This window comes from Pseudomonas sp. Pmew2 (genome assembly GCF_058129885.1).
In genome coordinates, this window is the sequence record NZ_CM176702.1 from 1,992,361 (window position 1) to 2,010,686 (window position 18,326).

22 protein-coding genes are annotated in these 18,326 nt (G+C 58.4%); 21 read left to right on the forward strand and 1 reads right to left on the reverse strand.

What is annotated here, in order from left to right; genetic code table 11:
* Positions 1-517 precede the first annotated feature (517 nt).
* Genes rluC through sppA form a run of 3 tightly spaced genes read left to right on the forward strand, consistent with a single transcriptional unit; the run spans position 518 to position 3,149 of the window.
* Complete coding sequence (gene rluC, locus AC4ANK_RS09210; RefSeq protein ID WP_002552683.1) at positions 518-1,474, forward strand: 23S rRNA pseudouridine(955/2504/2580) synthase RluC; 957 nt, start codon at positions 518-520, stop codon at positions 1,472-1,474.
* Positions 1,464-2,126, forward strand: a complete 663-nt coding sequence (locus tag AC4ANK_RS09215; RefSeq protein ID WP_002552684.1) for an HAD-IA family hydrolase — start codon at positions 1,464-1,466, stop codon at positions 2,124-2,126. The genes rluC and AC4ANK_RS09215 overlap by 11 nt, the downstream gene beginning before the upstream one ends.
* A 24-nt stretch (positions 2,127-2,150) precedes the next feature.
* Positions 2,151-3,149, forward strand: a complete 999-nt coding sequence (sppA, locus tag AC4ANK_RS09220; protein ID WP_002552685.1) for a signal peptide peptidase SppA — start codon at positions 2,151-2,153, stop codon at positions 3,147-3,149.
* A gap of 55 nt (positions 3,150-3,204) precedes the next feature.
* On the opposite strand, the gene AC4ANK_RS09225 is transcribed toward sppA, so the two are convergent.
* On the reverse strand, positions 3,205-3,783 hold the full coding sequence (locus tag AC4ANK_RS09225; RefSeq protein WP_002552686.1) for a Maf family protein: 579 nt from the start codon (positions 3,781-3,783) through the stop codon (positions 3,205-3,207).
* A 106-nt stretch (positions 3,784-3,889) separates the two neighbouring features.
* On the opposite strand from AC4ANK_RS09225, the gene AC4ANK_RS09230 reads away from it, so the two are divergent.
* The 18 genes from AC4ANK_RS09230 (at position 3,890) to AC4ANK_RS09315 (ending at position 18,256) form a co-directional block, all read left to right on the forward strand.
* Entirely contained in the window at positions 3,890-4,417 is a 528-nt protein-coding gene (locus AC4ANK_RS09230; RefSeq protein WP_460383106.1) for a YceD family protein, read from the forward strand.
* A gap of 13 nt (positions 4,418-4,430) precedes the next feature.
* The gene (gene rpmF / locus AC4ANK_RS09235; RefSeq protein WP_002552688.1) at positions 4,431-4,613 is read left to right on the forward strand and encodes a 50S ribosomal protein L32; all 183 of its coding nucleotides are present in this window, start codon (positions 4,431-4,433) and stop codon (positions 4,611-4,613) included.
* 4 nt (positions 4,614-4,617) lie between these two features.
* Complete coding sequence (plsX, locus tag AC4ANK_RS09240) at positions 4,618-5,640, forward strand: phosphate acyltransferase PlsX (protein WP_002552689.1); 1,023 nt, start codon at positions 4,618-4,620, stop codon at positions 5,638-5,640.
* Positions 5,641-5,756: 116 nt separating this feature from the next.
* Entirely contained in the window at positions 5,757-6,695 is a 939-nt protein-coding gene (gene fabD / locus AC4ANK_RS09245) for an ACP S-malonyltransferase (protein WP_002552690.1), read from the forward strand.
* Between the two features lie 15 nt (positions 6,696-6,710).
* Positions 6,711-7,454 carry a 3-oxoacyl-ACP reductase FabG gene (gene fabG / locus AC4ANK_RS09250; protein ID WP_002552691.1) on the forward strand — a complete coding sequence of 248 codons (744 nt, stop codon included), beginning with the start codon at positions 6,711-6,713 and terminating at the stop codon, positions 7,452-7,454.
* Between the two features lie 191 nt (positions 7,455-7,645).
* Positions 7,646-7,882, forward strand: a complete 237-nt coding sequence (gene acpP / locus AC4ANK_RS09255; RefSeq protein ID WP_002552692.1) for an acyl carrier protein — start codon at positions 7,646-7,648, stop codon at positions 7,880-7,882.
* A gap of 128 nt (positions 7,883-8,010) precedes the next feature.
* Positions 8,011-9,255 carry a beta-ketoacyl-ACP synthase II gene (gene fabF / locus AC4ANK_RS09260; protein WP_002552693.1) on the forward strand — a complete coding sequence of 415 codons (1,245 nt, stop codon included), beginning with the start codon at positions 8,011-8,013 and terminating at the stop codon, positions 9,253-9,255.
* The gene (gene pabC, locus AC4ANK_RS09265) at positions 9,255-10,070 is read left to right on the forward strand and encodes an aminodeoxychorismate lyase (protein ID WP_002552694.1); all 816 of its coding nucleotides are present in this window, start codon (positions 9,255-9,257) and stop codon (positions 10,068-10,070) included. Before fabF ends, pabC begins: the two co-directional genes overlap by 1 nt.
* A gap of 3 nt (positions 10,071-10,073) precedes the next feature.
* A complete protein-coding gene (gene mltG, locus AC4ANK_RS09270) occupies positions 10,074-11,198 on the forward strand; it encodes an endolytic transglycosylase MltG (protein ID WP_002552695.1) in 1,125 nt (374 codons plus the stop codon).
* Between the two features lie 22 nt (positions 11,199-11,220).
* Positions 11,221-11,853 (forward strand): dTMP kinase, encoded by a 633-nt coding sequence (gene tmk, locus AC4ANK_RS09275; protein ID WP_002552696.1) that lies wholly within the window; start codon positions 11,221-11,223, stop codon positions 11,851-11,853.
* Complete coding sequence (locus AC4ANK_RS09280) at positions 11,846-12,832, forward strand: DNA polymerase III subunit delta' (protein WP_002552697.1); 987 nt, start codon at positions 11,846-11,848, stop codon at positions 12,830-12,832. Before tmk ends, AC4ANK_RS09280 begins: the two co-directional genes overlap by 8 nt.
* 34 nt (positions 12,833-12,866) lie before the next feature.
* Complete coding sequence (locus tag AC4ANK_RS09285; protein WP_002552698.1) at positions 12,867-13,223, forward strand: PilZ domain-containing protein; 357 nt, start codon at positions 12,867-12,869, stop codon at positions 13,221-13,223.
* Positions 13,224-13,237: 14 nt separating this feature from the next.
* Positions 13,238-14,023 carry a TatD family hydrolase gene (locus tag AC4ANK_RS09290; protein ID WP_002552699.1) on the forward strand — a complete coding sequence of 262 codons (786 nt, stop codon included), beginning with the start codon at positions 13,238-13,240 and terminating at the stop codon, positions 14,021-14,023.
* A gap of 358 nt (positions 14,024-14,381) precedes the next feature.
* Positions 14,382-15,035 carry a LysE family translocator gene (locus AC4ANK_RS09295; protein WP_002552700.1) on the forward strand — a complete coding sequence of 218 codons (654 nt, stop codon included), beginning with the start codon at positions 14,382-14,384 and terminating at the stop codon, positions 15,033-15,035.
* A 155-nt stretch (positions 15,036-15,190) separates the two neighbouring features.
* Positions 15,191-15,853: a TetR/AcrR family transcriptional regulator gene (locus tag AC4ANK_RS09300; protein WP_031594871.1), complete on the forward strand. Its 663-nt coding sequence runs from the start codon at positions 15,191-15,193 to the stop codon at positions 15,851-15,853.
* 123 nt (positions 15,854-15,976) lie between these two features.
* Positions 15,977-16,579, forward strand: coding sequence for a DUF4823 domain-containing protein (locus AC4ANK_RS09305; protein ID WP_002552702.1), 603 nt, complete (start codon positions 15,977-15,979; stop codon positions 16,577-16,579).
* A gap of 20 nt (positions 16,580-16,599) precedes the next feature.
* Positions 16,600-17,160: a DUF1285 domain-containing protein gene (locus AC4ANK_RS09310; RefSeq protein WP_002552703.1), complete on the forward strand. Its 561-nt coding sequence runs from the start codon at positions 16,600-16,602 to the stop codon at positions 17,158-17,160.
* An 85-nt stretch (positions 17,161-17,245) separates the two neighbouring features.
* On the forward strand, positions 17,246-18,256 hold the full coding sequence (locus tag AC4ANK_RS09315) for an aspartate-semialdehyde dehydrogenase (protein WP_002552704.1): 1,011 nt from the start codon (positions 17,246-17,248) through the stop codon (positions 18,254-18,256).
* The last annotated feature ends 70 nt before the right edge of the window (positions 18,257-18,326 follow it).

The following is an 18,326-nucleotide window of genomic DNA, read 5'->3' on the forward strand; positions in this document are numbered from 1 at the left end:
GGAGGAGGAATCGACCATCGGTAGCGGACGAGATGAAGCGTCTAGAACAAGCCTTGTGCTACACAGTCCGATGGTTGTGCGTCTCCACCCTACACGTATCCCTGATAATTCGGGTGCTGCCGCGCGCAGAATCCGCAGCGGGTTGGCATTTACCGCGATCTTCGATAGGGAAGGTCGCGCATCATGGCTTGAGGCGTTGTTCCCGAAGCATTCGCTCGTAGCGTCTGAAGCGACTGCACTTTGTGAACTGGCCATGAACTGTCCGCACTGGCCGCGAGCTGTCTGCTCTGCTGTCAGGCGTGTTTCCGGCCTCATGTCACCTGCGCTCGTTACGTTTTCAGCGTGCTCCGTTGTCACCGAACACTGCGTAGGACGGCCTCCCGTCCTTGTGAATTGCGTTGGTCAGGGCCGGTTGTCAACCGTTGGTCCGCTGTCCGGCCGCTTTTGGCGGCGTTCGCGACTATAGCAGCAATCATTAAGTGCTTCAAATCCATAAAAAATTGTTATCATTTGCGGCATGACGAATATTGCCCCTCCAACCCCCGGCGTCCAGCTGGTTGAGGTTGCCCCGGAACTTGCCGGTCAACGCATCGATAATTTTCTGATCACTTATCTCAAGGGTGTGCCCAAAACCTTGATTTACCGCATTTTGCGCAAAGGCGAAGTGCGTGTGAACAAGGGGCGGATCAAGCCGGAGTATAAGTTGCAGGCAGGCGATATCGTGCGCATTCCTCCAGTACGCGTGCCTGAGCGCGACGAGCCGGTGCCGGTTGCGCAGGCTCTGCTGCAGCGCCTCGAGGCTGCGATTGTCTACGAAGACAAGGCGCTGATCGTGCTCAACAAGCCTGCGGGTATCGCTGTGCATGGCGGCAGCGGCCTGAGTTTCGGGGTAATCGAAGCATTTCGTCAGTTGCGTCCGGATGCCAAGGAGCTCGAACTGGTGCACCGTCTCGATCGCGACACGTCCGGTCTGCTGATGATTGCCAAGAAACGCAGCATGCTGCGTCATCTGCACGAAGCCCTGCGCGGCGACGGCGTCGACAAGCGCTACATGGCGCTCGTCCGCGGTAACTGGGCAACGGCTCAGAAACAGGTGCGTGCGCCGCTGATGAAAAGCAATCTGCGCTCCGGCGAGCGCATGGTCGAAGTGAATGAAGAGGGCAAGGAGGCTCTGACGATCTTCAAGGTACTGCGTCGTTTCGGTGACTTTGCCACCATGGTCGAAGCCAAGCCGGTGACCGGGCGCACGCACCAGATCCGCGTGCACACGCTGCATGCGGGGCACGCCATTGCAGGCGATACCAAATACGGTGACGAGAATTTCAGTCGCGAGATTCGTGATCTGGGCGGCAAGCGTCTGTTCCTGCACGCCTATATGCTGACGGTACCGATGCCCGATGGCAGCAAACTGAATGTGCAGGCGCCTGTGGACGAAATGTGGGCCAAGACAGTGGAGCGTTTGAGTGCGCCGTAATTACGACCTGTTGATTTTCGATTGGGACGGCACGCTGGCCGACTCTGTGGGGCGAATTGTTCTGGCCATGCGTACCGCGGCTATCGAGACTGATCTGGAGGTTCGTGATGATCCGGCGATCAAGGGCATTATCGGTCTGGGTCTGCCCGAGGCGATTCGAACCCTTTATCCGCAGATCAGCGACAGTCAGGTGATCGACTTTCGGCAACGCTACGCTGACAGCTACATGGCCATGGATAACGTGCCTTCGCCGCTGTTCGAGGGCGTTCTGGAGTCGATGCAGGCGTTTCGCGAGGACGGCTATCGTCTGGCGGTCGCTACCGGCAAGGCGCGCCGTGGGCTGGATCGGGTGCTGCAGGCCAATGGCTGGGGAGATTACTTCGATGCCACCCGGGCTGCCGACGAAACCGCCAGCAAGCCGGACCCGCTGATGTTGAACGAGATCATGGCGCATTGTGATGTTGCGCCGCAGCGTTCGTTGATGATCGGCGATGCGTCGTTCGATCTGCTGATGGCCCGCAACGCAGGTATGGATTCGGTTGCGGTGGGTTATGGTGCTCAGTCGCTGGAGTCGTTGCGCCAGTTTCAGCCACGATTGGCTATTGAGCATTTTTCCGAGCTGCGCACCTGGTTGAATGGGCGCGGCGTCTAGTTTTAGGGTTGGAGTGATTGGAACATGTCTGACGAATGGAAGGCACCCGTCTCGCAAAGCGCGGATGAGGGCGTCAATGGCAAGGAAGAAGCAAAAAGCTGGAAACTTCTGGAAAAGACGCTGCTGGCCAGTGTTCAGGAGCAGCGTCGTGCGCGTCGCTGGGGAATTTTCTTCAAGCTGCTGACGTTCGCGTTTCTGTTCGTTGCAGTGGTCGTTCCGATGCTGGACTTTGAAGGCGGTACATCGCGCCGCTCCAGCCACACAGCGCTGATCGATGTGCAGGGTGTGATTGCCGACAAGGAGTCGGCCAGTGCCGAGAATATCGTCACGGCGCTGCAGAAGGCGTTCGAGGATGAGAAAACCAAGGGCGTGATTCTGCGTATCAACAGCCCGGGCGGCAGTCCTGTGCAGTCGGGCTATGTCTATGACGAAATCCGTCGTCTGCGTGCTGCAAAGCCGGACATCAAGGTGTATGCGGTCATTACCGACCTGGGTGCTTCGGGTGCTTATTACATCGCCAGTGCCGCTGACCAGATTTACGCCGACAAGGCCAGTCTGGTGGGTTCGATCGGTGTGACGGCGGCGGGGTTCGGGTTTGTCGGTGCCATGGACAAGCTCGGCGTTGATCGTCGTACCTACACATCGGGCGAGCACAAGGCATTCCTTGATCCGTTCCAGCCGCAGAAGGCCGATGAGACGCAGTTCTGGCAAGGTGTGCTGGACACAACGCATCGTCAGTTCATTGCCAGCGTCAAGCAGGGTCGTGGTGATCGTCTGAAGGACAAGGATCATCCCGAGCTGTTTTCGGGGTTGATCTGGACCGGTGAGCAGGCCGTTGCGCTCGGTCTGGTGGATGGTCTTGGCAGCGCCAGTTATGTCGCGCGGGATGTGATCAAGGAAAAGGATATCGTTGAATACACCGTCGAAGAGTCGCCTTTCGACCGCTTTTCGAAAAAGCTGGGCACCAGTATCGCTGAGCGCATTGCCATGCTGGTCGGCTTCAACGGTCCAAGCCTGCGCTGACGGCTTGATGCAGAAATGAAGAACCCGGCCAATGGCCGGGTTCTTTGTCTGAGCGTCAGGGTACGCTGACCCCTTCCTTTATTAGCATGTCCACAAGGCGTATCAGTGGCAGGCCGATCAGGCTGGTCGCGTCGCTGCCTTCGGTGCTGCGAAACAGGCTAACCCCCAACCCTTCAGCCTTGAAGCTGCCGGCGCAGTCATAAGGTTGCTCTGCATGCAGATAGCGTTCGATGCTGGCTTGATCGAGTTCGCGCATGTGCACGGTAAAGGGTACGCAATCGACCTGATGCTCGCCTGTCGAGCTATTAAGCAGGGCCAGTCCGGTCAGGAAGGTTACGCTGGTGCCACTGGCAGCCGTCAGTTGCTCAAGTGCGCGCTCGAAGGTATGTGGCTTGCCGAGTATCTGCCCGTCTAGGACGGCAACCTGATCGGAGCCAATGATCAGGTGATGCGGATATTCGCCCGCCAGCGCCTCGGCTTTCTTTAAGGCAAGGCGTCGAACGAGGTCGTGTGCGGTTTCGTCCGGTCGGTGACTTTCATCAATGTCCGGGGACTTGCAGGTGAATGGCAGGCGCAGGCGAGTGAGCAGTTCGCGCCGGTATGAAGAGCTGGAGGCAAGGAGCAGGGATGGCATGCGGTTCTCCGTAGGCTGAGCGTCGATTCTAAAGAGTGGCCGGAGTGACGAACAGGCCTGAATTTCCTTTGACATGCCAAGGGGGCATCCCTAGAATGCTGCGCCTATGTTGAATGACCCGATTCCATCTCACGTTGACCCGCGCAAATTGTCTGATCGCGGCACTACCCTTCAGGGTGAAGTGCTGCTGGGCGATTTGAAGAGACTCTGCGACCCGCTTGCCGACACTGTCGGTACGGTGCAGGCGAAATTCGTTTTTGAGCGTGACGAACGCCGTTCTGTGGTTATCCACAGTTCGATAGACGTCCCGGTCAAGATGGTTTGCCAGCGTTGTCTTGAGCTGGTGACCCTGCCGATCCACAGCGAATGCAGTTACGCCGTGGTGAAGGAGGGTGCGAATACCCAGTCGTTACCGAAAGGTTATGACGTGCTGGAACTGGGCGAAGATCCTTTGGATCTGCTGGCATTGATCGAGGAGGAGCTATTGCTCGTCTTGCCCATTGTGCCTGCTCATCATCCTGAAGAATGCCAGCAACCGGCGGGTCTCGATGAGCCCGAACCGAGCGTGGACGAGGTAACGCGGTCCAACCCGTTCAGTGTATTGGCGCAGTTAAAGCGTGACCCAAACGTTTAGGAGTTAATCAATTATGGCTGTTCAGCAGAACAAAAAATCCCGCTCTGCCCGTGACATGCGTCGTTCGCACGACGCCCTTGAGGCAAGCACTCTGTCGGTAGAAAAGACCACTGGTGAAATTCACCTGCGTCACCACGTATCGCCAGAAGGCGTATACCGTGGTCGTAAAGTGATCGACAAGGGCGCTGACGAGTAATTTCTTGTCCGCTCCGATCATAGCGATCGACGCAATGGGCGGGGACTTCGGTCCCCGCAACATTGTTCAGGCAAGCCTCGCGTGCCTGACAGCTACGCCCTCGCTTCATCTGGTCCTCGTCGGCCAAGCCTCCCTGATTGAAGAACTCATTGCCCGTCACGGTGCCGTGGATCACTCGCGTCTGCGTGTCGTAAATGCCAGTGAAGCCATTGCAATGGACGAGCGCCCGTCCCAGGCCCTGCGTGGCAAGCCTGACTCGTCCATGCGCGTTGCGCTTGAGCTTGTTGCGAGCGGGCAGGCCCAGGCATGTGTCAGCGCTGGTAATACCGGTGCGCTGATGGCGCTTTCGCGGTTTGTGCTCAAGACCTTGCCCGGTATCGACCGTCCCGCGATGATCGCAGCCATTCCCACCCGGTCTGGCCATTGCCAGTTGCTCGACCTGGGTGCGAACGTCGATTGCAGCGCCGAGGCGCTTTATCAGTTTGCCGTAATGGGCTCTGTTCTTGCCGAGACCCTGGGCGTCACAAAACCCAGGGTTGCCTTGCTTAATGTGGGCACGGAAGACATCAAGGGCAATCAGCAGGTCAAGCTTGCCGCTGGTCTTCTGCAGGCAGCCCTGGGGCTCAACTACATTGGCTACATCGAAGGCGACGGTTTGTACCGGGGTGAGGCTGACGTTGTGGTGTGTGATGGCTTTGTCGGCAATGTACTGCTCAAGTCGAGCGAGGGGCTGGCGAGCATGATTGCCGCCAGAATCGATACACTGTTCAACCGCAACCTGCTGAGCAGGGCGGTCGGAGCGCTGGCGTTGCCGTTGCTCAAGCGACTGCAGACTGATCTGGCACCTGCTCGTCATAATGGCGCGAGCTTGCTCGGGTTGCAGGGGGTTGTGGTGAAAAGCCACGGTTCGGCCAGTGTTTCAGGGTTCCAGAGTGCGATTCAGCGAGCGATCGTTGAATCCCGTGAAAACCTGCCGCAGCGCCTGAAGGGGCGGCTTGAATTGCTTCTCCAGAACGGCGGAGCCTGAAAATGTGACGCATCAGACTGGTCAGTCATCCAACCGATCAGTCATGTAAATTTGAATACCCGCGTTCGGCCTGTCCGGACGCCCATTTTGGCGACAATAATTCAGAGGCTTGTCAAATGTCTGCATCCCTCGCATTCGTCTTTCCGGGTCAAGGATCGCAATCGCTCGGTATGCTCGCCGAGCAAGGCGCGCAGCATCCGCTGATCCTCGACACTTTCGAGCAGGCTTCCGAAGCCCTTGGCTACGACCTGTGGGCATTGACTCAGAACGGTCCTGCCGAGCTGCTCAATCAGACCGACAAGACCCAGCCGGCCATTCTCACCGCTTCCGTTGCCTTGTGGCATGTGTGGCTGGCCGAGGGCGGTGCGGTTCCTGCGTTCGTCGCCGGTCACAGCCTGGGTGAATACAGCGCACTGGTGGCCGCGCAAAGCCTGAGCCTGGCCGACGCCGTGAAGCTTGTCGAGCGTCGCGGCCAGTTGATGCAGGAAGCGGTGCCAGCGGGTCAGGGCGGCATGGCCGCCATTCTGGGGCTGGATGATGCCGACGTTATCGCAGCCTGCGCCGAAGCGGCGCAGGGCGAAGTCGTCAGTGCCGTGAATTTCAACTCGCCGGGTCAGGTGGTGATTGCCGGTTCCGCCGAGGCCGTCAAGCGTGCCATGGAGCTGTGCAAGGCCCGTGGTGCCAAGCGCGCCTTGCCGTTGCCGGTCAGCGTGCCATCGCACTGCGAACTGATGCGCCCGGCTGCCGAACGTTTCGCCGAGGCTGTTGAGGCCATCGAATGGCAGGCGCCGGAAATCGCGCTGGTACAAAACGTCAGTGCCAGTGCTGTCAGTGATCTGGCGACGCTCAAGCGTGACTTGCTGGAACAGTTGTACAAGCCGGTTCGCTGGGTTGAATCCATTCAATGCCTGGCGAGCCGTGGTGCGAACCAGCTTGTGGAATGTGGGCCGGGCAAAGTCCTGGCCGGTCTGAACAAGCGTTGCGCCGAAGGCGTGATTACTTACAACCTTGATACCCCGGACGCCTTTGCCGCCGCGCGCGCGGCACTGGCCTGATTAGGAGAAGCCTGTATGAGCCTTCAAGGTAAAGTTGCACTGGTCACCGGTGCGAGTCGCGGTATTGGTCAAGCCATCGCCCTGGAATTGGGGCGCAATGGTGCTGTCGTTGTGGGCACCGCGACCTCTGAGTCCGGCGCCGAGCGCATTAGTGCGACGCTCAAGGAAAACGGCATCGAAGGCTTTGGCCTGATGCTCGATGTCTGCGATGCCGAGTCCGTGAATTCGGTCCTGTCGACCATCCAGGAGCGTGTCGGTGCACCGTTGATTCTGGTCAATAATGCTGGCATCACCCGTGATAATCTGATGATGCGCATGAAAGATGACGAATGGTATGACGTCGTCAACACCAACCTGAACAGCCTTTTCCGCCTTTCCAAGGGTGTTTTGCGCGGCATGACCAAAGCGCGTTGGGGTCGTATTATCAGCATTGGTTCGGTTGTGGGTGCCATGGGCAACGCCGGTCAAGTAAACTATGCTTCCGCGAAGGCCGGGCTGGAAGGTTTCAGCAGGGCTCTGGCCCGTGAAGTGGGTTCGCGGGCAGTAACCGTTAATTCGGTTGCGCCCGGTTTCATCGACACCGATATGACGCGTGAGCTGCCTGAGGCTCAGCGTGAGTCACTGATTACCCAGATACCCCTGGGCCGTCTGGGGCAGGCTGAAGAGATTGCGCATGTAGTCGCTTTTCTTGCCTCCGAAGGCGCAGGGTATGTTACCGGGGCCACAATCCCTGTTAACGGCGGCATGTACATGAGCTAATGTGACCACCTGTTTCAAAAAAATGTCATACGAGCTGTCTAAAATCCGTTATAAAGCTGCAATCTATGCATGGGCAAAGGTACGGTTGGGCATAAGGGAAGAGCGTTAAGCTTGAAATTCGCAAAACCTCTTCTATACACTTACCCACTGGCCAGATGCCTGAACATTTCCACTAGGAGTTAAAACTAGGTATGAGCACCATCGAAGAGCGCGTCAAGAAAATCGTTGCAGAGCAACTTGGCGTCAAATCAGAAGAGGTTGTCAACACTGCTTCTTTCGTTGAAGACCTGGGCGCTGACTCCCTGGACACTGTCGAGCTGGTAATGGCTCTGGAAGAGGAATTCGAGACCGAAATCCCTGACGAAGAAGCGGAAAAGATCACTACCGTTCAAGCAGCAATCGACTACGTCACTAGCCACCAGGCTTAAGATTTGTAATCGCTGACTGCTGTCACGGGAAAACCGCACTGCTTTAACCGGCGTGCGGTTTTTTCTTTAGAAAACGCTGTGATTGTTCGTAACTGATTGTTCCGTAAACAAGAGAGAAGGAGAGTCCTGTGTCGCGTAGACGCGTCGTGGTCACCGGGATGGGCATGCTTTCGCCACTGGGCAATGACGTGCCCAGCAGTTGGCAGGGCATTCTGGCGGGCCGCAGTGGCATTGGCCTTATCGAGCACACGGACTTGTCGGCCTTCACCACCCGTTTCGGCGGTTCGGTCAAGGGTTTCAACGTCGAAGAATACCTCGCGCCCAAAGAAGCGCGCCGGCTCGATCTCTTCATTCAGTATGGCCTCGCGGCCAGCTTTCAGGCGGTGCGTAATGCAGGCCTCGAAGTCACTGATGCAAACCGTGAACGCATCGGCGTCGCGATGGGTTCGGGTATCGGTGGTCTGACCAACATCGAAAACAGCAGTCGTCTGCTGCACGAGCAAGGCCCAGGACGGATTTCACCGTTTTTCGTGCCGGGCTCGATCATCAACATGATTTCCGGTTTCCTGTCTATCCATCTGGGTGCACAGGGGCCTAATTACTCCATCGCCACGGCTTGCACCACGGCGACCCACTGCATCGGCATGGCGGCTCGCAACATCGCCTATGACGAAGCGGACGTGATGATTGCCGGTGGCGCTGAAATGGCTGCCTGTGGCCTGGGGCTGGGTGGTTTCGGTGCCGCGCGTGCGCTGTCGACCCGCAACGACGACCCGACCCGTGCCAGCCGTCCCTGGGACAAAGGCCGTGATGGTTTCGTCCTGTCTGACGGTGCCGGTGCGATGGTGCTTGAAGAGCTTGAACACGCCAAAGCACGCGGCGCGACCATCTACGCTGAACTGGTCGGGTTCGGCATGAGCGGCGATGCCTATCACATGACCTCGCCACCTGATGACGGTGCCGGTGCTGCACGCTGCATCGTCAATGCGTTGCGTGATGCGAAGGTCAATGCCGATCAGGTGCAGTACATCAACGCACACGGTACGTCGACGCCTGCGGGCGATCTGGCCGAGGCCTCTGCGATCAAGTCGGTGTTTGGTGATCACGCCTACAAGCTGGCTGTCAGTTCGACCAAGTCGATGACCGGCCACCTGCTGGGCGCTGCTGGTGCTGTCGAGGCGATCTTCAGTGTGCTGGCAATGGTTGATCAGGTGGCTCCGCCGACCATCAACCTGGATGAGCCAAGCGAAGGCTGCGATCTGGATTTCGTGCCTCACGAAGCACGCCGCATGCCGATCGATGTCGTTCTGTCGAACTCGTTCGGCTTCGGTGGCACCAACGGTTCGCTGGTATTCCGTCGGTTCGCCGAGTAATGCCCGCCTGGGTCGATGGCTGCCCCGCAGACGCCTTGTCCCTCAAGGACCGGGGGCTGGCCTACGGCGATGGACTGTTTGAAACCATCGTCGTCAAGGCCGGGCAGCCATTGCTCCTGGAGCGCCATCTGCAGCGTCTCGAAAACGGATGCGCGCGCTTGTCGATCGCAACCGATCATGCGCTTATCCGTGCAGAAATGACCCGCTTCGCTGCAGAGCTTGGCGATGGTGTCATGAAGCTGATCCTTACCCGCGGCGACAGCCAGCGCGGTTACGCTCCAGCCCCCAATGCCCAATCGCGTCGAATCCTGCAGGGCGGCTCTGCGCCAGCCTATCCGGGTGTGCATGCCGAGCAGGGCGTGCGCCTGTTTGCCTGCCAGACGCGTCTGGCGGAACAGCCGCTTCTGGCTGGACTCAAGCATCTGAATCGCCTGGAACAGGTGCTGGCCCGCTCGGAATGGAGCGATAGCGAGCATGCCGAAGGCTTGATGCGCGATACCTCCGGGCGATTGATCGAGGGTGTCTACAGCAATCTGTTTCTGGTAAGCCAGGGCCGCCTGCTGACTGCCGATCTGAGCCGCTGCGGGGTAGCGGGGGTGATGCGTGCCGAGTTACTGGATCAGGCACGAAACCTGGGACTGGTTGTCGATATCCGTGATTTGCACCTGTCCGACCTTGAATCGGCGGACGAAGTGTTTCTATGCAATAGCGTCTACGGCGTCTGGCCGGTTCGCGGCTTTACAGTCTTGAGCTGGCCGGTCGGGCCGCTCACCCGTAAACTGCAAGGTATTGCTCGCACCCTTCTGGATATCTGATTTGTGATCCGAAAAATATTGGTGTTGCTGGAAACAGCTGTCGTTCTGGCAGGCCTTTTGCTCGGCTTTGCGTTCTGGCAGCAACATCAGGCGCTGAACCAGCCGCTCGAAGTCGCTCAGGAGCAACTGCTGGATGTCCCGGCCGGCTCAACGCCGACCGGTGTGCTTAATCGACTGCAGGCCGATGGCGTGATCAAGGACGCCTTCTGGTTGCGCCTCTACTGGCGTTTCAACCTCTCCGGACAGGCACTGCACAGCGGCGAATACCGCATGGTGCCGGGCATGAACGTCAAGGGGCTGTTCGACGTCTGGAAGCGCAAGGAGGTTGTGCAATACAGCCTGACGCTGGTCGAGGGCTGGAATTTCCGTCAGGTGCGGGCTGCGCTGGCCAAACAGGCCAAGCTCGATCAAACGCTGGCTGGCTTGTCCGACGGCGAGCTGATGGCAAAAATCGGCCATCCTGATGTATTCCCTGAAGGGCGTTTCTTTCCTGACACCTATCGCTATGTGCGCGGCATGACCGATGCCGAATTGCTCAGGCAGGCTTACAGTCGTCTGGAAGAAGTGCTGGATGAAGAATGGAACGCCAGGTCGTCTGAGGCTCCGTATTCCAATCCTTATCAGGCCCTGATCATGGCGTCGCTGGTCGAGAAGGAAACCGGTGTGCCTCAGGAGCGTGGCCAGATCGCGGGTGTGTTCGTGCGTCGCTTGAAGCTGGGCATGCAGTTGCAGACCGATCCGACCGTGATCTATGGCATGGGCGAGCGCTACAACGGCAAGTTGACCCGGGCCAATCTCAAGGAACCCACGCCGTACAATACCTACGTGATAGCCGGTATGCCGCCGACACCGATTTCACTGGTGGGGCGCGAGGCGATTCATGCCGCGCTCAACCCGGTAGCGGGCAGCAGCCTGTATTTCGTGGCCAAGGGGGACGGCAGCCATGTGTTCTCGGACGATCTGGATGCCCATAACTCAGCGGTGCGTGACTATCAGCTCAAGCGCCGCGCAGATTATCGCTCCAGCCCGGCACCTGCTGCACCGGCACCATCAACTGATTCTCCCTCTTCAGAGCCCGAGCCTGCGACTGCAACAGATGCCCCTCAGCCCGAGCCGAATGCGCAATGATGGCAATAATTAAGGATTACCTGTGACTGGCTTGTTTATCACCCTTGAAGGCCCGGAAGGTGCTGGCAAAAGTACCAATCGCGAATACCTGGCGGCACAGCTGCGCGCGCAGGGCGTTCAGGTATTGCTGACCCGCGAGCCGGGCGGCACTCCGCTGGCCGAGCGCATTCGCGAACTGCTGCTGGCTCCCAGTGATGAAGCCATGAGTGCCGACACCGAACTGCTGCTGGTGTTTGCCGCGCGCGCACAACACCTGGCCGAGGTCATTCGCCCGGCTCTGGCGCGTGGCGAGGTGGTGCTTTGTGATCGGTTTACCGATGCAACCTACGCGTATCAAGGTGGTGGCCGCGGCTTGTCTCAGCAGCGTATTGCCGTGTTGGAAGAGTTTGTTCAAGGCGATCTGCGGCCTGATCTGACGCTGGTGTTTGACCTGCCGGTGGAAATCGGTCTGTCACGTGCCGCAGCACGTGGCCGACTCGATCGCTTCGAGCAGGAAGGCCGGGCTTTCTTCGACGCGGTGCGCTCGACTTATCTGCAGCGGGCGAAGGCGGATCCTGCGCGGTATCGTCTGGTGGACGCGGCCCAGCCGCTGGCTGACGTTCAGGCTTCCCTTGATGCATTGCTGCCGCAGTTGCTGGAGCTGCGACGTGGCTGAAGCCTACCCCTGGCAGGCATCACTCTGGCAGCAGATGGCCGGTCGTGCTCAGCACGCTCATGCCTATCTGCTGCACGGTCCGGCTGGTATCGGCAAGCGGGCACTGGCCGAGCGCCTGATGGCCAGCCTGCTGTGCAAGGCTCCCGAAGCGCTTGAGGCCTGCGGGCATTGCAAATCCTGCCTGCTGCTGGCGGCTGGCAGTCATCCGGACAACTATGTGCTGGAGCCGGAAGAAGCAGACAAGCCGATCAAGGTTGATCAGGTCCGTGACCTGGTGAGCTTTGTGGTGCAGACCGCCCAGATGGGCGGTCGCAAGGTGGTGCTTGTCGAGCCGGTGGAAGCGATGAACATCAACGCTGCCAATGCCTTGTTGAAGAGTCTTGAGGAGCCGTCGGGCAATACCGTTCTATTGCTGGTCAGCCATCAGCCGAGCCGCTTGCTGCCAACGGTAAAAAGTCGCTGTGTGCAGCAGGCCTGCCCATTGCCCAGTGAGCAGATGAGTCTGGACTGGCTGGGCAATGCCCTGCCTGATTGCACGCAGGAAGAACGCTTCGAATTGCTGACGCTGGCAGCGGGGTCGCCGCTGGCTGCCGTGGCACTTTACACGCAAGGCGTTCGCGAACAACACGCGCTGGTGGTGGATGGCGTCAAGAAGCTACTCAAGCAACAGCAATCGGCTACCCAGCTGGCCGAAGGCTGGAAGGATATCCCGTTGTTATTGTTGTTCGACTGGTTCTGTGACTGGTCGCACCTGATCCTGCGCTATCAGATGACGCAGGACGAGGAAGGCCTTGGTCTTGGCGACATGCGCAAGGTCGTTCAATACCTGGCGCAGAAGTCTTCTCGCGCAAAAGTGCTGGAGATCCAGGACTGGATTCTGGCACAGAGGCAAAAAGTCATGTCCAAGGCCAATCTAAACCGGGTCTTGCTGCTTGAAGCATTGCTGGTGCAGTGGGCAGGCCTGCCGGGACAGGCGTAGACTCGGCGTTATCCGGAACCGTTGAGGTGTTGTCATGAGTCTGCCGCTGAACACAGGTCCACGTAATGGCATTCTGTCCCTGACCATCAAGGACAAATCCGTGCTTTACGCTGCCTACATGCCATTCATCAGAAACGGCGGGCTGTTCATCCCCACCAGCAAAAGCTACAAGCTGGGTGATGAAGTGTTCATGCTGCTCAATCTGATGGACGAACCGGAGAAGGTTCCGGTGGCTGGCCGCGTCGCCTGGATTACGCCAAAAGGTGCGCAGGGCAACCGGACTGCCGGTGTCGGCGTGCAATTCAATGATGGCGACAATACCGCGCGCAATCTGATCGAAACTCATCTGGTCGGTGCTCTGAAGTCCGATCGTCCAACCCATACGATGTAGTTGTGTTTTAACCCATGCTTGTAGACTCCCATTGTCACCTTGATCGCCTTGACCTTGCCCAGCACGACGGTTCGCTGGATGCAGCCCTTGAAGCCGCTCGGGGCAGAGGGGTCGGGCATTTTCTATGTATCGGTGTCAGCGCCGACAATGCAGGCGCGGTCAAGGCGCTCGCCGAGCGCTACGCCGATGTCGACTGCTCGGTAGGCATTCATCCGCTGGACGTGAAGCCCGGTGAGATGCCGCCTCTGGACTGGTTGCTCAAGGAGCTGGATCACCCGCGAGTGGTGGCGATAGGTGAAACCGGTCTGGACTATCACTACGAACCCGAAGCTGCCGAGCTGCAGCAGGCTTCTTTTCGGTTGCACCTGGAGGCAGCCAGTGTCACTGGCAAGCCGGTGATCATCCATACCCGTGGCGCGCGCGCCGATACATTGAGCCTTCTGCGTGATGCGGCGCTGCCTCAGGCGGGCGTTCTGCATTGCTTTACCGAAGACTGGGAGATGGCCAGGGCGGCGCTGGATATGGGTTACTACATCTCGCTGTCCGGCATCGTGACCTTTCGCAACGCCGACGCCCTGCGGGATGTCGCAAGGCAAGTCCCCGCTGACCGGCTGCTGGTCGAAACCGATTCCCCGTACCTTGCGCCTATCCCTTATCGGGGCAAACCGAATCTGCCGCAGTACGTACGCGAAGTTGCCGAGTTTCTGGCGATGCTACGGGGCGAGTCCTACGAACATTTCGCCGAGCAGACCACCGCTAACTTCGCTCGCCTGTTCCCGCTGGCGCATGTTCAACGCTGAGTGGCGTACACGTTGACTGACGGCAAATCGCGGGCAAAAAAAACCCGGATTCTGGGGGGGTGAAGCCGGGTTAAGACCATTAGGAGTAAAACAAAGGCACGCTAGTCCTTAGGCACCTTTACTGGCGAGTCATTTGGGGAATGATGACCCGTCAGTGGCTTAAGTATTGCCCAGCATGGCGTACCGTCCAGTGCCTTGTGATCGTTTTTTAAACAGTTTTGGAATACTAAAGCGATTCTTGAGTCCTTGATGAGCACTTTTTGCCGGACGGGATACAAGGCCATCGCATCAAATTTGCCCGTGTACGCCAGCAGGTCAGGCATGCCGAGGTTTTTCAGTGCCTGGTCGGAGTGTTCGAGTGGAGTTTTCCAACGGTTTTCTACTGAGTCTGTCGTTATGCCTGGATATTGGCCTGGCAAATATAGCCATGATCACGCTGTCCATGCAGCGCGGCTTTTCCAAGGGGCTGTGGCTTGGGTTGGGAACCTGTGTCGGCGATCTGGCCTATGCGGTCCTGGCCATGCTCGGCATGGCGGTGCTGCTGCAATATGAAGCCGTACGCTACGTGCTCTGGCTCGGCGGTACGGCGGTGTTGGCCTGGTTCTGCTTCAGGATGGTCATGAGTGCCACCGCGCTCAGTGCCGGCCTCGATAATCAGGATGTTCAATCGGAAAAATCCAGCCTGGCGTTGTTCCTGCGCGGAATTTTTCTGGCGATGTCATCACCCAGCGCCATTCTCTGGTTTGCTGCAGTCGGCGGTGCGCTGATTGCTCGACAGGGTTCTGATCTTGCCAGTGCCTCGACCTTTCTTGCCGGGTTCGTTGCGGCGGGCGTGGTCTGGTCGATCTCGCTGTGTGCGCTGGCACATCAGGGTGGGCGTTTCATGGGGGAGCGTATGTTGCGCTGGTCCTACATTGCCTCGGCGCTGATCTTTGCCTATTTCACGTTGTATGTAGTGATCACGGGTTACCTGGAGTTTGTCGCTGCATCCCCGGTACTGCCTGCGTCGTAGCATACCGTCGTGTGTCCGGTTTGCGAAGCTGACGCCAAAATGCGAATTTTTCGCCGGTTTCGTTCATAAAGATCGACAAGTAAGGATGATCCGTGCAATTTAGCGCCGATTGGGCATAATACCCGGCTTCGATTTCGATCCTGACAGACCTCTCTATGCAGAAAGAACCTCGTAAGGTCCGTGAATTTCGCCGCCGTGAGCAGGAAATTCTCGACACCGCGCTAAAGCTGTTCCTGGAGCAGGGCGAAGACAGCGTCACTGTCGAGATGATCGCGGACGCCGTCGGCATTGGTAAAGGCACCATCTACAAGCACTTCAAGTCCAAGGCAGAAATCTATCTGCGCCTGATGCTCGACTATGAGCGAGACCTGAACGAGCTGCTGCACTCCGCTGATGTCGACAAGGACAAGGAGGCGCTCTCACGTGCCTACTTCGAATTCCGTATGCGTGATCCGCAGCGCTATCGCCTGTTCGACCGCCTGGAGGAAAAAGTGGTCAAGGGCAATCAGGTGCCCGAGCTGGTCGAAGAGCTCCACAAGATCCGCGCCTCCAACTTCGAACACCTGACCCTGCTGATCAAAGGCCGCATCACCGAAGGCAAGCTCGAAGATGTCCCGCCTTACTACCACTACTGTGCCGCCTGGGCGCTGGTGCATGGCGCCGTTGCGCTGTACCACTCGCCGTTCTGGAGCAATGTGCTGGAAGATCAGGAAGGCTTCTTCCACTTCCTCATGGACATCGGCGTGCGTATGGGCAACAAGCGCAAGCGCGATGCCGACGTCGTCGCCGAGCCCAAACCCGACCCTGCTACGGAATAACGCCCCGGCCCGGTCTTGAGCATCTGCTTCAAGGCTTTGGTGCCTGCTGTGCCAGAGATGGCGCGGAAGCTGCATCCGACGACCATTCGCCGGTTTTCCGTCACCGGTATTTGGGAGGGGATGATGCGTAGCCTGGTTATGCTGCTCGCGCTTTTGGCGTTGAGTGGCTGCATGAAAGTCAGTGACATGGGCGAGGGGGTTCGCGAGCAATTCAGCGATGCGGGTCTGCTCGATCACAGCGACACTCGCCGTACTGCCAACTGGCGTGTGCAGCCCGACTCGTTCATTTATATCGCGCAAGGTGCCTTCGTGCCGCCAGGCAATGCCTATCCGCGGCCCAATGTGGTGGCTGAAGAGGCCTTCAAGGGGTTCATCGAGTACTTCCCGATGGTCCGTCGTGCCCGTGGGCCAATGGGCCTGGATGAGGCCATGATCGAGGCGCGCAGTGCAGGCGCACATTATTTGCTCTACACCCGTTTTGCCAAGGCCGATGATCGCATCGGCACCGGCGATCAGTGGGCCGATCAGGAAGCCGTGGACCGTCTGGGTGTCGACAGCGGTGTCATTCAACTGATGCTGATCGAAACCAGCACCCGTTACCTTATCGACAGCGCGCGCATTCGCAGCCGTGGCGGATTGCTGACGCTTTACGACAAAAGCCCCGAAGATTTGCTGGGTCCGCCTCTTGAGGACTACGCTCGTACCTTATTGGGCGTCGAACGTTAAGCCAGCGTCAGGAGAGTGGAGTGACCGATTCAAACAAGGCGGGTGATCTGTTTGCGCAGATCCCCAAAACCAAGGGGTTGCCGCCTGTTCATTTGTGGAATCCGGATTTCTGTGGCGATATCGACATGCGTATCGCCCGAGACGGGACGTGGTATTACCTGGGCACGCCGATCGGCCGCAAACCAATGGTCAGGTTGTTCTCGACGATCATGCGTCGCGACGGCGATGACTATTTTCTGATTACCCCTGTCGAGAAAGTCGGCATCAAGGTCGATGACGCGCCCTTTGTCGCCGTAACCCTTGAGGTGCTGGGAGAGGGTGAGGGTCAGGTGCTGCGCTTCCTGACCAATGTCGAGGATCAGACTGAAGCGGGGCCGGAGCACCCTTTGCGGGTTGTGACAAACCCTGATACTCAGGAGCCAGCGCCGTATATCCATGTGCGGAGCAATCTTGAGGCGCTGATTCACCGCAATGTCTTTTATCAACTGGTCGAGCTGGCGGTCTCCCGCAAGATCGACGGGCAGCGCTGGCTGGGTGTCTGGAGTCACGGCGTGTTTTTCCCGGTGGGTCTTGAACCTTGAAAAACACGGCTATTTGCCGGCTTGAATTGCCTGTCGCCAGTGCGACAGTTAAAGTGCCGCTCCCTGATTTCCCTGAGGTTTTTGCATGAGCCAGTCCTTTGATATCGCCGTAATCGGCGCAACCGGTACTGTCGGCGAAACCGTTGTCCAGGTGCTGGAGGAGCGCAACTTCCCGGTCGGCAATCTGCACCTGCTGGCAAGTATCGAGTCTGCGGGTCACTCGGTGCCGTTTCGGGGCAAGAATGTACGCGTACGGGAAGTCGATGAGTTCGACTTCAGCAAGGTGCGCCTGGCATTCTTCGCCGCTGGCCCGGCGGTAAGCCGCAGTTACGCCGAAAAGGCCGTGGCGGCGGGGTGCTCGGTCGTCGACTTGTCCGGTGCATTTCCCGTCGTGCAGGCACCTAATATCGTGCCGGAAATAAATGCTACGCTTTTGCACAGCGGCGCGGCCGCCTCGCTGGTGGCCAGCCCGAGCGCCTCTGCCACTGCGGTCGCACTGGCTTTGGCGCCGTTGCGCGGGTTGATCGATATCCAGTCGGTGACAGTAACGGCCTGTCTGGCGGTCTCCGCACTCGGGCGCGAAGGCGTCAGTGAGCTGGCGCGTCAGACTACCGAGCTATTGAATGTCCGCCCGCTGGAAACCCGCTTTTTTGATCGTCAGATGGCGTTCAACGTACTGGCCCAGGTCGGGACGCCTGACGAGTCGGGGCATTTGCCGCTGGAAAGGCGTCTGGTCGATGAATTACGCGAACTGCTGACGCTGCCATTGCTCAAAGTGTCTGCTACCTGCATTCAAGTGCCGGTGTTCTTTGGCGACAGCTTTACCGTAACGCTGCGCACCGCAGGTTCGGTCGATGTTGCGGCGATCAATGCGGCACTCGAGTCTGCCGCCGGAATCGAACTGGTCGATGAGGGTGATTACCCTACGCCAGTGGGTGATGCCGTAGGGCAGGACGTGGTTTATGTGGGGCGCGTTCGGGCGGGAATTGACGATCCCGAGCAGCTGAATCTGTGGCTGACGTCAGATAATGTACGAAAAGGCGCTGCGCTCAATGCTGTGCAGGTTGGCGAATTGTTGATAAAAGACTATGTGTAAAAGATACTTGGCAACAATTTGAATAATTGTTTTAGCGGCGATACGCCTTACACCCAAATGCAGGACTACC

Excerpts from the sequence above, each read along its gene's own strand:
- rluC (WP_002552683.1), top strand. The coding sequence starts at position 518 with ATGACGAATATTGCCCCTCCAACCCCCGGCGTCCAGCTGGTTGAGGTT.
- sppA (WP_002552685.1), top strand. The coding sequence starts at position 2,151 with ATGTCTGACGAATGGAAGGCACCCGTCTCGCAAAGCGCGGATGAGGGC.
- AC4ANK_RS09225 (WP_002552686.1), bottom strand. The coding sequence starts at position 3,783 with ATGCCATCCCTGCTCCTTGCCTCCAGCTCTTCATACCGGCGCGAACTG.
- AC4ANK_RS09230 (WP_460383106.1), top strand. The coding sequence starts at position 3,890 with ATGTTGAATGACCCGATTCCATCTCACGTTGACCCGCGCAAATTGTCT.
- rpmF (WP_002552688.1), top strand. The coding sequence starts at position 4,431 with ATGGCTGTTCAGCAGAACAAAAAATCCCGCTCTGCCCGTGACATGCGT.
- fabD (WP_002552690.1), top strand. The coding sequence starts at position 5,757 with ATGTCTGCATCCCTCGCATTCGTCTTTCCGGGTCAAGGATCGCAATCG.
- fabG (WP_002552691.1), top strand. The coding sequence starts at position 6,711 with ATGAGCCTTCAAGGTAAAGTTGCACTGGTCACCGGTGCGAGTCGCGGT.
- acpP (WP_002552692.1), top strand. The coding sequence starts at position 7,646 with ATGAGCACCATCGAAGAGCGCGTCAAGAAAATCGTTGCAGAGCAACTT.
- pabC (WP_002552694.1), top strand. The coding sequence starts at position 9,255 with ATGCCCGCCTGGGTCGATGGCTGCCCCGCAGACGCCTTGTCCCTCAAG.
- AC4ANK_RS09285 (WP_002552698.1), top strand. The coding sequence starts at position 12,867 with ATGAGTCTGCCGCTGAACACAGGTCCACGTAATGGCATTCTGTCCCTG.
- AC4ANK_RS09290 (WP_002552699.1), top strand. The coding sequence starts at position 13,238 with ATGCTTGTAGACTCCCATTGTCACCTTGATCGCCTTGACCTTGCCCAG.
- AC4ANK_RS09300 (WP_031594871.1), top strand. The coding sequence starts at position 15,191 with ATGCAGAAAGAACCTCGTAAGGTCCGTGAATTTCGCCGCCGTGAGCAG.
- AC4ANK_RS09305 (WP_002552702.1), top strand. The coding sequence starts at position 15,977 with ATGCGTAGCCTGGTTATGCTGCTCGCGCTTTTGGCGTTGAGTGGCTGC.
- AC4ANK_RS09315 (WP_002552704.1), top strand. The coding sequence starts at position 17,246 with ATGAGCCAGTCCTTTGATATCGCCGTAATCGGCGCAACCGGTACTGTC.